This is a genomic window from Oscillibacter sp. CU971 (assembly GCF_905219725.1).
In the GTDB taxonomy this organism is placed as follows: Bacteria; Bacillota; Clostridia; order Oscillospirales; family Oscillospiraceae; genus Oscillibacter.
Genome location: NZ_CAJMXG010000052.1, coordinates 1 through 15,514, shown reverse-complemented (window position 1 = coordinate 15,514; position 15,514 = coordinate 1). Strand labels below are relative to the sequence as shown.

17 protein-coding genes are annotated in these 15,514 nt (G+C 62.6%); 16 read left to right on the top strand and 1 reads right to left on the bottom strand.

Features of this window, described 5'->3' with window-relative positions; genetic code table 11:
• The first annotated feature begins 608 nt into the window (after positions 1–608).
• The 8 genes from JX325_RS05760 (at position 609) to JX325_RS05730 (ending at position 8,864) form a co-directional block, all read left to right on the top strand.
• A complete protein-coding gene (locus JX325_RS05760) occupies positions 609–1,826 on the top strand; it encodes an argininosuccinate synthase (protein ID WP_204790207.1) in 1,218 nt (405 codons plus the stop codon).
• Between the two features lie 18 nt (positions 1,827–1,844).
• Complete coding sequence (gene argH / locus JX325_RS05755) at positions 1,845–3,227, top strand: argininosuccinate lyase (protein ID WP_204790206.1); 1,383 nt, start codon at positions 1,845–1,847, stop codon at positions 3,225–3,227.
• A gap of 14 nt (positions 3,228–3,241) precedes the next feature.
• Entirely contained in the window at positions 3,242–4,180 is a 939-nt protein-coding gene (argC, locus tag JX325_RS05750) for an N-acetyl-gamma-glutamyl-phosphate reductase (RefSeq protein WP_204790205.1), read from the top strand.
• Positions 4,181–4,199: 19 nt separating this feature from the next.
• Entirely contained in the window at positions 4,200–5,426 is a 1,227-nt protein-coding gene (argJ, locus tag JX325_RS05745; RefSeq protein WP_204790204.1) for a bifunctional glutamate N-acetyltransferase/amino-acid acetyltransferase ArgJ, read from the top strand.
• Between the two features lie 14 nt (positions 5,427–5,440).
• Positions 5,441–6,307 (top strand): acetylglutamate kinase, encoded by an 867-nt coding sequence (gene argB / locus JX325_RS05740; RefSeq protein ID WP_204790203.1) that lies wholly within the window; start codon positions 5,441–5,443, stop codon positions 6,305–6,307.
• On the top strand, positions 6,304–7,518 hold the full coding sequence (locus JX325_RS05735) for an aspartate aminotransferase family protein (RefSeq protein WP_204790202.1): 1,215 nt from the start codon (positions 6,304–6,306) through the stop codon (positions 7,516–7,518). Before argB ends, JX325_RS05735 begins: the two co-directional genes overlap by 4 nt.
• The gene (gene argF, locus JX325_RS17970) at positions 7,500–8,477 is read left to right on the top strand and encodes an ornithine carbamoyltransferase (RefSeq protein ID WP_243413945.1); all 978 of its coding nucleotides are present in this window, start codon (positions 7,500–7,502) and stop codon (positions 8,475–8,477) included. Before JX325_RS05735 ends, argF begins: the two co-directional genes overlap by 19 nt.
• 114 nt (positions 8,478–8,591) lie before the next feature.
• Positions 8,592–8,864, top strand: a complete 273-nt coding sequence (locus JX325_RS05730; protein ID WP_204790201.1) for a hypothetical protein — start codon at positions 8,592–8,594, stop codon at positions 8,862–8,864.
• Between the two features lie 58 nt (positions 8,865–8,922).
• Here the strand turns inward: JX325_RS05730 and abc-f are convergent, their stop codons facing one another.
• On the bottom strand, positions 8,923–10,383 hold the full coding sequence (abc-f, locus tag JX325_RS05725; protein ID WP_204790200.1) for a ribosomal protection-like ABC-F family protein: 1,461 nt from the start codon (positions 10,381–10,383) through the stop codon (positions 8,923–8,925).
• A 717-nt stretch (positions 10,384–11,100) separates the two neighbouring features.
• On the opposite strand from abc-f, the gene rpsJ reads away from it, so the two are divergent.
• The 8 genes from rpsJ to rpsC form a co-directional block, all read left to right on the top strand.
• Positions 11,101–11,412 carry a 30S ribosomal protein S10 gene (rpsJ, locus tag JX325_RS05720; protein ID WP_204790199.1) on the top strand — a complete coding sequence of 104 codons (312 nt, stop codon included), beginning with the start codon at positions 11,101–11,103 and terminating at the stop codon, positions 11,410–11,412.
• A gap of 124 nt (positions 11,413–11,536) precedes the next feature.
• A complete protein-coding gene (gene rplC / locus JX325_RS05715) occupies positions 11,537–12,256 on the top strand; it encodes a 50S ribosomal protein L3 (protein WP_204790198.1) in 720 nt (239 codons plus the stop codon).
• Between the two features lie 18 nt (positions 12,257–12,274).
• Positions 12,275–12,898 (top strand): 50S ribosomal protein L4, encoded by a 624-nt coding sequence (gene rplD, locus JX325_RS05710; RefSeq protein WP_204790197.1) that lies wholly within the window; start codon positions 12,275–12,277, stop codon positions 12,896–12,898.
• Complete coding sequence (gene rplW / locus JX325_RS05705; RefSeq protein ID WP_204790196.1) at positions 12,898–13,191, top strand: 50S ribosomal protein L23; 294 nt, start codon at positions 12,898–12,900, stop codon at positions 13,189–13,191. Before rplD ends, rplW begins: the two co-directional genes overlap by 1 nt.
• 25 nt (positions 13,192–13,216) lie before the next feature.
• Positions 13,217–14,053, top strand: coding sequence for a 50S ribosomal protein L2 (gene rplB / locus JX325_RS05700; RefSeq protein ID WP_204790195.1), 837 nt, complete (start codon positions 13,217–13,219; stop codon positions 14,051–14,053).
• 16 nt (positions 14,054–14,069) lie between these two features.
• On the top strand, positions 14,070–14,330 hold the full coding sequence (rpsS, locus tag JX325_RS05695) for a 30S ribosomal protein S19 (RefSeq protein WP_204790194.1): 261 nt from the start codon (positions 14,070–14,072) through the stop codon (positions 14,328–14,330).
• 20 nt (positions 14,331–14,350) lie between these two features.
• Positions 14,351–14,695 carry a 50S ribosomal protein L22 gene (gene rplV / locus JX325_RS05690; protein WP_204790193.1) on the top strand — a complete coding sequence of 115 codons (345 nt, stop codon included), beginning with the start codon at positions 14,351–14,353 and terminating at the stop codon, positions 14,693–14,695.
• A gap of 18 nt (positions 14,696–14,713) precedes the next feature.
• The coding region (rpsC, locus tag JX325_RS05685) for a 30S ribosomal protein S3 (RefSeq protein WP_243413944.1) at positions 14,714–15,514 on the top strand (801 nt) is incomplete at its 3' end.

Sequence of the window (15,514 nt, the reverse complement as noted above, 5' to 3'; positions counted from 1 at the left end):
GGGCAACGGAGGCGGAAAACGGAATGAAAAAATAGGGCTTGCATATACTGGGCGGGGTGTGGTATAATCATCACAGCCAAGAATTCAATTAGGTCCACGGCAGACACGCAAAAGAAAAACCGGAGGGATGCCGCCCTCCGGTTTTTCATTGTGCTTACCTGCCCTTGCGGTGGCGGTCAAGCCACTTGCTCACATAGTTGCCGGGTATGCTCGCTCCGACCGACACGAAAAAGCTAATCAATATCTCCGCGGCATTCACCTCCTCCCTGCTGCCGGTTTGGAGAAGGGCGGCAGACTGATGATGCCGCATTTCGACAGAAACCGCAAGGGCGGGCGGGAAAATACCCCTTGCCTTTTCTTGCGGCGGTTGGTATAATAATTACAAGCTGCCCTTGTTGTGTTCGCCTAGCCATTTAACATAATGGAAGAAGTTCACAGCGATGGACTCCCCCGGAGAGTTGGGCCTCTCCGGGGGACTTCTTTTGTACGCTCCCTTCCGGCAAAATTTCCCTCCCTCCCGGCGCGAATCTTGTGCATTCCGCCAATTGCATAAATATTCACGGAGGTTGTATAATTCATTCATCATTAAAACCAATGGAGGCGCAGTTATGAANAAGAATATCAAGAAAGTCGTCCTTGCCTATTCCGGCGGACTGGATACATCCATCATCATCCCCTGGCTGAAGGAGAACTACGGCGGCGTGGAGATCATCGCCGTGGCCGGAGACGTGGGCCAGGAGCAGGAGCTGGACGGCCTGGAGGAAAAGGCCATCAAGACCGGAGCCAGCAAGCTGTACGTCGCGGACCTCACCGACGAGATGGTGGACGNGGTGNTCATCCCGTCTTNGNANANGGGAGCCAGCTACGAGCAGTACCTCCTGGGCACGGCCTTTGCCCGGCCCATCATCGCCCGGAAGCTGGTGGAAATCGCCAAGGCCGAGGGGGCGGACGCCATCGCCCACGGCTGCACCGGAAAGGGCAACGACCAGGTCCGGTTTGAGCTGGCCATCAAGNGCTTCGCCCCGGAGATGACCATNATCGCCCCCTGGCGGGAGTGGGACATCAAGGGCCGGGACGAGGAGATCGACTATGCCGAGGCCCACAAGGTCCCCCTGAAAATCAGCCGGGAGACGAACTACTCCAAGGATAAAAACCTCTGGCACCTGAGCCACGAGGGCCTGGACCTGGAGGACCCCGCCAACGAGCCCCANNATGAGAAGGAGGGCTTCCTGGAGATGGGCGTCAGCCCCGTGGCCGCCCCGGACAAGGCCACCTATGTGACCATCGACTTTGAAAAAGGCGTCCCCGTGGCAGTGGACGGCGAGAAAATGAAGGCCAGCGACATTATCCGNAAGCTCAACAAGCTGGGCGGGGAAAACGGCATCGGCCTTCTGGACATCGTGGAGAACCGGCTGGTGGGCATGAAGGACCGGGGCGTCTACGAAACTCCCGGCGGCACGATTTTGTATAAGGCCCATGAGTGCCTGGAAATGATTACGGTAGACAAGGACACCGCCCACATGAAGAGCAAGCTGGCGGTGGACTTCGCGGACCTGGTGTACAACGGCAAGTGGTTCACCCCCCTGCGGGAGGCCCTCANNGCCTTTGCCGACAAGANCCAGGAGCANGTGANNGGCTCCGTGAAGCTGAAGCTCTACAAGGGCAATATGATCACGGCCTCCATCACCTCCCCCGAGAGCCTGTACTCCGAGGAGCTGGTGACCTTCAACGAGAGCGCCTATGACCAGACCAACGCCACAGGCTTCATCAACCTGTGGTGCCTGCCCGATACCGTGCTGGCGCTGCGGGAGCAGGGGAAACTTTAATTTAAAGGAGTAGCATCCATGAAACTTTGGGGCGGACGGTTCAGTAAGGAGACGGATTCCCTGGCCAATGATTTCCAGTCCTCCATCCACTTTGACCAGCGGCTTTACCGGGAGGACATCCAGGGCAGTATGGCCCATTCCGAAATGCNGGCGGCCCAGGGCGTGATTTCCCAGGCGGACAAGGAGGCCATCCAAAAGGGCCTGACGGATATCCTGGCGGATATCGAGGCGGGAAAGGTGGAGTTCTCCCCGGCCAACGAGGACATCCACATGAACGTGGAGGCCCTGCTGACCCAGCGCATTGGCGAAGCGGGAAAGCGCCTCCACACCGCCCGGTCCCGGAACGACCAGGTGGCTCTGGATTTCCGCATGTACGTGCGCAAGGAGATTGGAACCGTCATAGGCCGGCTGCTGGACCTGGAGAAGGTCCTCTGCGCCCAGTCCAGGCGGCACCGGAACACGGTGATGCCGGGCTATACCCACTTGCAGCGGGCCCAGCCCATTTCCTTCGCCCAGCACCTTCTGGCCTATGNCGCCCAGTTCTCCCGGGATGTGACCCGGCTGGAGGACTGCCGCAAGCGCCTGAANNAGTGNCCCTTGGGCTCCGGCGCCCTGGCGGGGACCACCTATCCCATTGACCGTTTCCAGACGNCCCAGGCCCTGGGCTTTGACCGCCCCNGCGGCAACTCCCTGGACGGTGTCAGCGACCGGGACTACGCCCTGGAGCTTCTGAGCGCGCTTTCTATTTTAATGATGCACCTCAGCCGCTTCGCCGAGGAGGTNATCCTCTGGTGCAGCTGGGAGTTCAAATTCGTGGAGCTGGACGAGGCCTATTCCACCGGCTCCAGCATCATGCCCCAGAAGAAGAACCCGGACATGGCGGAGCTGGTCCGGGGCAAGACAGGCCGGGTCTACGGCGACTTAATGGGCCTCCTCACGGTGATGAAGGGCCTGCCCCTGGCCTATAACAAGGACATGCAGGAGGACAAGGAGCCGGTCTTCGACGCCCTGGACACCGTGGAGCTGTGCCTTCCGGTGTTCACAGGGATGATTGACACCATGACGGTCCTCCCGGAGAACATGCGGAAGGCGGCAGGCCGGGGCTTCATCAACGCCACGGACTGCGCCGACTACCTGACCAAGAAGGGAATGCCCTTCCGGGACGCGTACACCGCCGCGGGACAGTTGGTGGCCTCCTGCGCCGCCCAGGGGAAGACCCTGGAGGAGNTGACCCTAGAGGAACTGCGCGCCGTCTCCCCGCTCTTTGGGGAAGACGTTTACGAGGCCTTGAAGCTGGAAAACTGCATGGCCCTTCGCCGGAGCTTCGGTGGCCCTGCGGCNGCGNAGACCGCCCGGCAGATTGAGGAAATCGAGGCGTTCATGCAGGCGCGGAGCGAATAAGAGGGGGGCATCCCATGAAACCAAAGGTGTATATCGACGGCAAGGAGGGCACCACCGGCCTCCAGATTTACGACCGCCTGACGGCCCGGGAGGACATCGAGCTCCTCCTCATCGACGAGTCCAAGCGCAAGGACCCGGCGGAGCGGAAACAATTTCTCAACGCGGCGGACCTGGTGTTCCTCTGCCTGCCGGACGCCGCCGCCGTGGAAGCGGTGAGCCTGATAGAAAACGGCCAAATCCGGGTGATTGACTGCTCCACCGCCCACNGNACGGCGGAGGGCTGGGTNTACGGCTTCCCGGAGCTGACCGGGCAGCGGGAGGCCATTCGAACGGCGGCCCGGGTGGCGAACCCGGGGTGCTATGCCACGGGCTTTCTCACGCTGGTCCGGCCCCTGGTGGAGAAGGGGGTGCTGTCCCCCAAGGCCCGGCTGGCCTGCCACGCCCTGTCGGGCTATACGGGGGCGGGGAAAAAGGCNANCGCCCAANNTNNCNATCCGGACCGGGACAAGGAGCTGGAAAGNCGCNGGCACTACGCGGTTACCCTGGCCCACAAGCATCTGCCGGAGATGGCGGCAATAGCGGGACTGAACCGCCCGCCCCTGTTCATGCCCATGATCTGCGATTATCCCCAGGGAATGGTAGTTACCGTCCCGCTGTGGGCGGAGGAGCTGGAGGGCCCCTGGTCCATTGAGAAGCTCCGGGCACTGTATGAGGACTATTACGGCGGCAGTCCCGTGGTGACCCTTCGTCCCGCCGGCGCGCCCTCCTGCGGCTTTATCGGCTCCAACAATCTCTCCGGAACGGACGGGCTGCAAATTTTTGTCAACGGAAACAGCGGGCGGTTCATGCTCTCCGCCCGCCTGGACAACCTGGGCAAGGGCGCCTCCGGCGCGGCGGTGCAGAACATGAACCTGATGCTGGGCTTCGAGGAAACGGCAGGCCTGGCGCTTTGAGAAAGTACGAGGAACGGATATGCTGAATTTCATCGGCGGCGGCGTCTGCGCCGCCCAGGGCTTCCGGGCGGCGGGAGTCCACGCGGGGGTCAAAACTCACGCGGAATGGAAGAAGGATGTGGCGCTGATCGTCTCCGACGTGGACTGCGCGGCGGCGGCGGTGTTTACGAAAAATGCCGTCAAGGCCGCCCCCATCCATGTGGACCGCAAGCACCTGGCGGACGGAAGAGCCCGGGCCGTCATAGCCAACAGCGGAAACGCCAACGCCTGCGCCCCCCAGGGGGAGGAAAACGCGGAACGCATGTGTGCCGCCGCGGCCCAAGCCCTGGGCTGCAAGCCGGAGGACGTGCTGGTGAGCTCCACCGGCGTCATCGGCCAGCGGATCAACGTGGAGGCCGTCGAGGCCGCGATTCCGGCCCTCTGCGCCGCCCTGGAGCGGTCGGCGGAGGCCAGCGACGCGGCGGGCCACGCCATCATGACCACCGACACCGTGAAAAAAGNGGCGGCGGTGGAAACCACGGTAGGGGGCAAAATCGTCCGCATGGGCGGCGTGGCCAAGGGCAGCGGCATGATACACCCCAACATGGGCACCATGCTCTGCTTCCTCACCACGGACTGCGCCATTTCCCCGGAGATGATCAAAACCGCCCTGCTGGAAACGGTAAGCGTCAGCTTCAACCGCATCAGCGTAGACGGGGATACCTCCACCAATGACACCTGCTGCGTCCTGGCCAACGGCCTGGCGGGAAACGAGNCCATTACGGCCAAGGGCCCAGACTACGACGCTTTCCTGGCGGCCCTGCGGGCCCTGTGCACGGAGCTTGCCAAGAAAATGGCCTCCGANGGCGAAGNGGCACGGCATNTCATCACCNGCACCGTCCAAGGNGCAAAATCCGAAAAAAGCGCTGAGATCATCGCCAAGTCCGTAGTGTCCTCCACCCTGACCAAGGCGGCGATTTTCGGTGCGGACGCCAACTGGGGCCGGNTCCTCTGCGCCATGGGCTACTCCGGGGAGGACTTTGACCCGGATCAAGTGAATGTCCATTTCGCCAGCGCCGCCGGGGATGTCCAGGTCTGCGCCAAGGGCCGGGGCCTGGATTTTGACGAGGACNTCGCCAAGAAGGTCCTGACGGAGCACGACGTGGAAATCAACATCTCCATGGGAGAGGGAGAAGCCTCCTGCACCTGCTGGGGCTGTGACATCACCTACGACTATATCAAAATCAACGGCGACTACAGAACATAAAGGGGGCGGACGGCATGTCTTCCCATGAGCAGCAGGCCCAGACCCTGATCGAGGCCCTGCCTTATATTCAGAAATTTACCGGCAAGACCATCGTGGTCAAATACGGCGGCAACGCCATGATCTCCGACGAGCTGCGCCGGGCGGTGATGAGCGACGTCATTCTTTTAAATCTAGTGGGCATNCGGGTGGTGGCCGTTCACGGCGGCGGGCCGGAGATTTCCGCCATGCTGAAAATGATCGGCCACGAGTCCAAATTTGTGGACGGCCTGCGCTATACCGACGTCACCACCATGGACATCGTCCAGGCCGTCCTCTGCGGCAAGGTCAACAAGGACCTGGTGTCCCAGCTGNGCCGCCTGGGAGGCCGGGCCGTGGGCCTGTGCGGCATGGACGGGCAGCTCTTCCAGGCGGAGCAGATGGACGAAAAATACGGCCTGGTGGGCCGGATCACCGGCGTGAACCCCGAGCCGGTGAAAAACGCCCTGGAGCACGGCTATATCCCCATCGTCTCCACCGTGGCTCAGGGGGTGGATTCCGACACGGCCTATAACATCAACGCGGACACCGCCGCCGCTAAGCTGGCGGAGGCCCTGGGGGCGGAGAAGCTGATTCTGCTCACCGACGTCCGGGGGCTCCTCCGGGACTCCAAGGACGAGAGCACCCTCATCCACGTGGTCCGCACCCAGGAGGTCCCGGCCCTGGTGGAGGAGGGGGTTATCTCCGGGGGCATGATCCCCAAGATGCAGTGCTGCGTGGACGCCATCCACGTCGGCGTGGAGCGGGTCCACATCCTGGACGGCCGCATCCCCCATTCCATCCTCANTGAGCTGCTTTCCGACGAGGGCATCGGCACCATGATGAAAAAGGAGGAGGCCCTATGACATCCGAGGCCATTAAGAGCTTGACCCATCAGCATATCATGAACACCTACGGCCGGTTCCCCGTGGCCCTGGACCACGGGGAGGGGGCCACCCTTTACGACCCGGAGGGCCGGGAATACATCGACTTCACCAGCGGCATCGGCGTCACGGCCCTGGGCTATGGAAACCAGCCCTGGGCAGAGGCCGNTGCGGACCAGGCGAAGAAGCTGGGCCACACGTCCAACCTGTTCTACACCGAGCCTCCGGCGAAGCTGGCGGAGATCCTCTGCCGCCGCACCGGAGAAAGCGCCGTCTTCTTCGCCAACGGCGGCGGGGAGGCCAACGAGGGCATGATCAAGCTGGCCCGGAAATACAGCTTTGACAAATACGGCCAGGGCCGCAGCGCCATCGTCACCTTGAAAAACTCCTTCCACGGCCGGACCATTACCACCTTGAAGGCCACGGGGCAGGATGTGTTCCACAATTACTTCTTCCCCTTCACCGAGGGCTTCCGCTACGCCTCCGCCAACGACTTGGAGGCGCTGCGCGCCCAGGACCGGGGGGACGTCTGCGCCGTCATGGTGGAGCTGGTCCAGGGCGAGGGCGGCGTGCTGCCCCTGGATAAGGGCTACGTAAAGGCCGTGGAGGCCCTTTGCGCGGAAAAGGACTGGCTGCTCCTGGTGGACGAGGTCCAGACCGGCGTGGGCCGGACGGGGACGCTCTTTGCCTTCCAGCAGTATGACGTTCTCCCCGACGTGGTGAGCTTTGCCAAGGGCATCGCCGGGGGCCTGCCCATGAGCGGCATCATGGCCAATGAGAAATGCAAGGACGTTCTGGGCCCCGGGATGCACGCCACCACCTTCGGCGCGAACCCCGTCTGCGCCGCCGCGGGCTTGGTGGTCCAGGAGACCCTCAGCGACGGATTCCTGAAGGAGGTCCAAGAGAAGGGCGAGTACCTCCGCAAGGGCATCGAGGCCCTGAATCTGCCCTGCTTCGGAAAAACCCGGGGCCTGGGCCTGATGATCGGCGTNGAGGTCCGGGAGGGATGGAGCAACAAAGACATTGCGGGCAAGCTGATTGAAAACGGCCTTCTCATCCTCACCGCCGGGCCGGGAATGCGGCTGCTGCCGCCCCTGGTTATTACGAAGGACGAGATGGACAAGGGCCTGGACATCATGAAANNGACNCTGGGCTGNGAGNAAGGGAGGACGCTATGGAAAAGCACTTTTTAAAGCTTCTGGACTTTACCCCGGCGGAGATTCAGCAGTTTCTGGACACGGCGGCGGATTTGAAAGCCAAGAAGAAGGCCGGAACCCCCCACAGGTATCTGGAGGGGAAGAACGTGGCCCTGATTTTTGAAAAGACCTCCACCCGGACCCGCTGCGCCTTCGAGGTGGCCGCCCAGGACCTGGGCATGGGCAGTACTTACCTGGGCCCCACCGGCTCNCAAATCGGCNTGAAGGAGTCCATTGCCGACACCGCCCGGGTNCTGGGCCGGATGTATGACGGCATCGAGTACCGGGGCTTCGGCCAGGCCATCGTGGAGGAGCTGGCGGAGTACGCCGGGGTCCCCGTGTTCAACGGCCTCACCGACGAGTTCCACCCCACCCAGATCCTGGCGGATTTTCTGACCATCCAGGAGCACTTCGGAAAGCTCCGGGGCGTGAAGCTGGTCTACCTGGGAGACGCCCGCTTCAACATGGGCAACTCCCTCATGGTGGGCTGTGCCAAAATGGGCATGCACTTTGCCGCCTGCGCCCCGAAGGCATATATGCCGGATCAGGCCCTGATCGATACCTGCCAGGCCATCGCNAAGGAGACCGGCGCGGTTCTGGAATTCATTGAGGACCCCATGAAAGCGGTTCAAAACGCCGGTGTCCTTTACACCGACGTCTGGGTCTCCATGGGCGAGCCTGTGGAGGTCTGGGAGGAGCGCATCGCCGCCCTGGGCCCCTATCAGGTGACCAAGGCCCNGATGGNCGCGNCGGGCCCCCAGTGCCGCTTCATGCACTGCCTCCCCGCCTACCACGACCACAAGACCAAGGTGGGCAGGGAGATGGGCGAGCGCTTTGGCCGGGAGGCCATGGAGGTGACGGACGAGGTTTTCGAGTCACCCCAGTCCATTGTCTTCGACGAGGCGGAGAACCGGATGCACACCATCAAGGCCGTGATGTACGAGCTGATGAAATAAATAAAGGGAAGAGGAGAGGCGGAAAACCGCCCCTCCTCTTTTTCCGTTTCAGGTATAATTTTCCCCTGGGGCTGGAAAAATGAAACCATCACTGACAGGAGGCATACACACGAGATGGTGAAAGGAATTTCCAGACGGGTGGTCGTGGTGGACTCCCCGGACCAGCGGTTTTTCGAGCAGGCGATTTTCATCGTGCGGAACGACGCCGCCGGGGAGGGGGTCACCTCNCGGGAACTGGTGGAGGAGGCCCGGAGGGTGGCCCGGAACTATGCCGGGGGGGACCACGGAAAATTCAGCCGGGCCTGGCGGGACCTGAGCCCGGCGGTCTACACCCTCATGGGCGCGGCGGCCATCGGACTTTTGTGGCTGATTGTGGCGCTGATCTAAAAGGGACCCTGGAAGCCCTCTTCGCGGAGGGGCTTCCAGGGTCCTCGCCTATGCTGCGTTACAAAGCGATTACCTTCGTTGCGATGGCCTCCTGGAAAGCCCGGTCATGCTCCACAAAGATCATCGTGGGAGCAAAGCCCCGCAGCAGTTCCTCGATCTGGAGGCGGGAGTCGATGTCAAGGAAGTTCAGCGGCTCGTCCCATACATACAGGTGGGCCTGTTCGCAGAGGCTGGCGGCGATGAGAACCTTTTTCTTCTGCCCGCCGGAGTAGNCCTCCAGAAGGCGGTCAAACTGCTCCCGGGAGAAGCCCAGCTTCCGCAAAATGGCCTTGAAGAGGCTCTCGCCGATTCCCCGCTCCAGAATGAAGTCTCCCAGAGCTCCCCGGAGAAACGACGTATCCTGGGGCACGTAGGAGATGTTCAGCCCCGGGGCCGCAGACAAAGCCCCCTCATGCCGGATGTTCTGCCCCAGCAGCAGCTTGAAAAGGCTGCTTTTCCCGCTGCCGTTCCGGCCCTCCAGGGCAATCCNATCTCCCTGCTCCACGGCAAAGTCCAGGGGCCCGCAAACCCTCCGGTCCCCGTACCAAAGCGTCAGATCCGAGCAGGAGACCAGCCGCTTGGCGTGGTGGGCCAGGGGGGAGAGCTTCAAAGCCTCCACGGTCTCCCGGTTTTGGAGCAGCCCCCGCTTTTCCTCCGGGGCCTTCTCCTGCCGGGCCTCCAGGGATTTGGCCCGCTTCATCATCTTGGCAGATTTGTGGCCCACGAAGCCCTTGTCATAGGCCCCGGTTTTGGAGGACTCCACCCGGTCGGACCAGACGGAGGTCCGCCGGGCCGCTTTCTGAAGCCGCCGCACGTCTTTTTGGAGCCGTTCGTTTTTCGCCTCTTCAAACTGCTGAACCCGGTCGAAGTTCTCCCTCCAGGAGCTGTAGGACCCCGCCTGGACCTGGATGTCCGAGCGGTTCAGGGCCAGGATGTGGTCCACACAGCCGTCCAGGAAGCGGCGGTCGTGGGATACCAGGATAAAGCCCCGCTGCCGCCGGAGGTAGGCGGAAACCAGTTCCCGCCCGTGGGCGTCCAGGTGGTTGGTGGGCTCGTCGATGAGGGGGAAGCGCCCCTCCCGGAGGAACAGGGCCGCCAGAAGGACTTTCGTCCGCTCCCCGTTGGAGAGGGTGGAGAAGGGCCGCCATAAAGCCTCTTCCTCCACACCCAGCAGGGACAGCTCTTTTGGGAACCGCCAGCTCTCCGCCTCCGGGCAGAGGTCCTCCAGCACCTCCGCCGTCAGCCTCTCCTGGTCTGGGACAGGACAGGGGAAGTAGTCGAAGGGCACGGAGGAGACCAGGCTCCCCTCGCAGGGATATTCCCCCAGCAGAAGCCGCAGCAGGGTGGTCTTCCCCCGGCCGTTCCGGCCCACCAGGCCCAGCCGCCAATCGGTGTCGATTTGAAAACAGGCGTCCTGAAACACGGGGTCAGGACTGCCGGGATAGGAAAAGGTCAGGCGATCCGCCTGAATCATAGACATACGCGTCATCTCCTTGCTGTGAAATAAAAAAGATAAGNACCGCAGGANAGCCTCCCGCGGCCCGTCACAGCGCAAGCCGCCCCGAAACCGGGCGGCAGGGCAGTTATGACGCGAGGGCTGGAGGTGAGCTGCGCTTTCCCGCTTGACGGCACAACGCCGCCCCGGCCCCGCCTGCGCGGCGCCGGAAACCAAGTCACTTGGCATTCAGCAGGAAGTCAGTCTCACGCTTCCACCCCTTTCGGTTTGTTCAGGGGGGAGTATACCACGTCCCCGCCCCGCCGTCAAGGCCCTCTTTCCGGGCGGATGTTCCGCCGGGGCGGAGGGCGGAAGCCGTCCTCCGTCAAAGCGACGGCACGCCATTTGGAAACAGGCTGAAAAAAAGAGGAAATCCGGCAAAATTTCTCTTGACACGGGGAGAATTTTCAAGTATTATTTATGGGCATGCGGCGGAGAGGACATCCTCTGCGCCCCGCGACCGCGATGAACCGGGAGATTGCTCGAAAGAGGTAACTTCCGGGGAGTATGTCCGATAATCGGGCGGCTGAGAAAGGTCTGTACGCGAGCGTAGATCGCCGCGCCATGACGGAACCGGCTTGCTTTGCGCCGGGTTTTTTCATGAGCGGGAATGATACGCACGGATAAGCGGACAGAAAAATTTCTCTCGCCGTACGGAATCGACGCGAATTAAAAACCGTACGAATTAGGAGGAACCCGAACATGGCACAGAAGGAAAAGATCCGCATCCGCCTGAAGGCGTATGACCACNAGGTAATTGACCAGAGCGCGGAGAAGATTGTGGAAACCGCCAAGCGCACCGGCGCCGAGGTTTCCGGCCCCATCCCCCTGCCCACCAAGAAGGAGATCATCACCATCCTGCGCTCCGTCCACAAGCACAAGGACAGCCGGGAGCAGTTCGAGCGCCGGACCCACAAGCGGCTCATCGACATCACCAAGTCCTCCCCCAAGACCGTGGAGGCCCTGATGGCCCTGGAGCTCCCCGCCGGCGTGGAGATTGAGATTAAGCTGTAAGACCCCCATTACCCTGTTGAACCGCAGTCTGCCGCCTTGTCGAGGCNGACGGGTCAAGTTGGCCGGAACGGTTCCCAATGGCCGCGGCCGGTCAACCAATANNCTTATTTAAGGAGGAACCTTCATGAAAGCGATCATCGGCAAAAAAGTGGGCATGTCCCAGATTTTTGACGAGAACGGNCATGTGATCCCCGTCACGGTCATCGAGGCGGGCCCCTGCGTGGTCGTGCAGAAGAAGACGGCTGAAAAGGACGGCTATGAGGCCGTGCAGCTGGGCTTCGAGGACATTGCGGAGCGCAAGCTCACCAAGCCCGAGCTGGGCCACCTGAACAAGGCGGGCGTAGCCCCCAAGAAGCACCTGAAGGAGTTCAACCTGGAGAACGCCGCCGAACTGAACGTGGGCGACATNGTTAAGGCNGACACNTTCGCCGCGGGAGACNTCGTGNATGTCACCNGCGTCAGCAAGGGCCACGGCTTCCAGGGCGTTNTCAAGCGCCACGGCGCGGCTGTGAAGCGCAACACCCACGGCGGCGGCCCCGTTCACCGCCACCAGGGCTCCCTGGGCGCGGGCACAACCCCGGGCCGCATCATGAAGGGCCGCGACGGCGCGGGCCACATGGGCGTGGACCAGGTCACCGTGCAGAACCTCTCCGTGGTCAAAGTGGACCCCGAGCTGAACATGCTGGTGGTCTGCGGCGCGGTGCCCGGCCCCAAGGGGGGTCTCGTGACCATCAAGTCCACGGTCAAGGTCCACAAGGTCANGCAGGNCGGCGCGGACATCACCNANAACCCGCNGNAGGCTNCCGGCCGCAACCCGCAGAAGGCCTCCGCCAGAAGCAAGTAAGAAAGGGGTGCTGAGTAAATGTCTACTGTGAAAGTTTTGAACATGGCCGGCGCTGNNGNCGGCACTGTGGAACTGAACGACGCNNNCTTCGGCATTGAGCCCAACGAGTCCGTCGTTCACGAGGTGGTAAAGAATCACCTGGCCAACTGCCGTCAGGGCACCCAGAGCGCCCTGACCCGCGCGGAAGTTTCCGGCGGCGGCAAGAAGCCCTGGCGCCAGAAGGGCACGGGCCACGCCCGCCAGGGCAGCACCCGGGCCCCCCAGTGGACCCACGGCGGCATCGTCTTCGCGCCGAAGCCCCGGAGCTACCGCTACGTGCTGAACAAGAAGGTCCGGCGCCTGGCGCTGAAGTCCGTCCTTTCCGCCAAGGCCGCCGAGGGCTGCCTGGTGGTCATCGACGCCATCAAGCAGACGGAAATCAAAACCGCCGAGTTCCGCAAGTTCCTGAACGCTGTCAAGGTCGACGGCAAGGCCGTGGTGGTGACCCCCGCCATGGACGAGACGATCGTCAAGAGCGCCCGGAACCTTCCNGGCGNGCTGACCACNCCCGCGGCGCANCTGAATGTCTATGACATCGTAAANGCCAAGTACCTGGTGGTGGATCAGGCCGCCCTCGCTAAAATCGAGGAGGTGTACGCGTAATGACCGCATACGATATTGTGATCCGCCCCGTCATCACCGAGCGGGCCATGGCCGGAGCCGCCGGCAAGAAGTACGTCTTCGAGGTGGCCAAGGATGCCGGCAAGGTGGAAATCAAGAAGGCCGTAGAGGAAATCTTCGGCGTAAAGGTGGCCGCCGTCAACACCCTGACGGTGCCCGGCAAGGAAAAGCGCATGGGCGCGGGCCGTCCCGGCATGACGAAAACCTGGAAAAAGGCCTACGTCCAGCTGACCCCCGATTCCAAGACCATCGAGTTCTTTGAAGGAATGGTCTGATTCTACGGAAGGAGTGTAACGACAAATGTCTATTAAAACCTTTAAGCCGACGACTCCCTCCCGGCGTCAGATGACGGTCTCCGGATTCGACGGCATTGACAAAAAGGCCAAGCCCGAGCCCAAGCTCACCGAGACACTGAAAAAGAGCGCCGGCCGGAACAGCTACGGCCGCATCACCGTCCGCCACCGNGGCGGNGGCANCAAGCGGAAATACCGTGTCATCGACTTCAAGCGCGACAAACACGATATGTTCGCCACCGTCCTCCGCCTGGAGTACGACCCCAACCGCTCCGCCAACATCGCCCNNCTGGAGTATGAGGACCGCGAGCGCCGCTACATTCTGGCCCCCGTGGGCCTGAAGGCCGGCGACAAGGTGGAGTCCGGCCCCAGCGCCGACATTAAGGAGGGCAACGCCCTCCCCCTGGCCAACATTCCCGTGGGCACCATGATCCACAACATCGAGCTCCACCCCGGCAACGGCGCCCAGCTGGTGCGCTCCGCCGGAACCGCCGCCCAGCTCATGGCGAAAGAGGGCGGCGACGCCCAGATCCGCATGCCCTCCGGCGAGGTCCGCATTGTTCGGACCAACTGCATGGCCACCATCGGCCAGGTGGGGAACATTGACCACGCCAACATCAACATCGGCAAAGCCGGCCGCAAGCGCCACATGGGCTGGCGTCCCACCGTCCGGGGCTCCGTCATGAACCCCTGCGACCACCCCCACGGCGGCGGCGAGGGCCGCGCCCCGGTTGGCCGCTCCGGGCCCGTGACCCCCTGGGGCAAGCCGGCTCTGGGCTACAAGACCCGGAAGAAGAAGAACCCCACCAGCAAATTCATTGTCAAGCGCCGCAACGAGAAGTAAGGGAGGCAGATGAAACATGAGCAGATCCATTAAGAAAGGCCCGTACGTTGCCCCCGAGCTTCTGAAGCGGGTCGAGGAAATGAACGCGAAGAACGAGAAGAAGGTCCTCAAGACCTGGAGCCGCAGCTCTACCATCTTCCCCTCCTTCGTGGGCCACACCATCGCCGTGCACGATGGCCGGAAGCATGTGCCCGTCTACGTCCAGGAGGACATGGTCGGCCACAAGCTGGGTGAGTTCGCCCCCACCCGCACCTTCCGCGGACACCGGAAGGACTGAGTTGAAGNAGGATGCAGAACATGGAAAATAAAGTTGCGAAGGCCTATCTGCGCTACGTCCGCATTGCCCCCCGGAAGGTCCAGATTGTCTGCGACCTGATCCGCGGCAAGGACGCGGGCAGCGCCATGGCCATCCTGATGCAGACCCCCAAGGCTGCCNCCGAGCCCCTGCAAAAGCTTCTGANGAGCGCCGTTGNCAACGCCGAAAACAACTTCGGCATGGACCCCGCCAAGCTGGTGGTGTCCGAGGTTTACGCCACGCCCGGCCCCATCCTCAAGCGGATGATGCCCCGGGCCCAGGGCCGCGCCTACCGTATCAACAAGCGCACTTCTCACGTCACCCTGGCTGNGGCGGAAAAGGCATAAGAGGGAGGAGAACCGTTTATGGGACAGAAAGTCAATCCCCACGGCCTGCGCGTGGGCGTCATTAAAGACTGGGATTCCCGCTGGTACGCCAGTGACGAGAAGGTCGGCGACCTGATTGTGGAGGACCAGAAGATCCGCAAATACCTCAAAAAGACCCTGTACGGCGCCGGCGTGCCCAAGATTGAGATTGAGCGCAGCGGCGACGTGGTGACGGTCTTCCTGCACTGCGCCCGGCCCGGCATGGTCATCGGCAAGGGCGGCGAGCANATCGAGCAGTACCGCCTGGCTGTGGAGAAGCTGGTGGGCAAGAAGGTCCGCCTGAACATCGTCGAGGTCCGCAACCCCGACATGAACGCCCAGCTGGTGGCGGAGAACATCGCCCAGCAGCTGGAAAAGCGCATCTCCCACCGCCGCGCCATGAAGAACGCCATGGCCCGGGCCATGCGGGCCGGCGCCAAGGGCATCAAGACCTGCTGCTCCGGCCGTCTGGGCGGCCGCGAAATCGCGGGCGTTGAGCACTATCATGAGGGGACCATCCCTCTGCAGACCATCCGCGCCGACATTGAGTACGGCTNCGCGGAGGCCGCCACCACCTTTGGCCGCATCGGCGTGAAGGTGTGGATCTACAAGGGCGAGGTGCTGAGCCAGACCCTGCGCACCACTCCCCGCACCATGGACACCTCCAAGCCCTATCAGGAGCGCCGGGAGCGTCGTCCCCGCCGCGACGGCGACCGCCGGGGCGGCTTCAATCGGGACCGTCAGGGCGGCGGCGGCTTTAACCGCGGCGGCGGACGGCCCGGCCAGGGCGACGGCTTCAAC

Bases quoted from the DNA above. Each gene is read 5' to 3' on its own strand.
- rplW (WP_204790196.1), top strand. From the start codon at position 12,898: ATGACCGCATACGATATTGTGATCCGCCCCGTCATCACCGAGCGGGCC.
- rpsS (WP_204790194.1), top strand. From the start codon at position 14,070: ATGAGCAGATCCATTAAGAAAGGCCCGTACGTTGCCCCCGAGCTTCTG.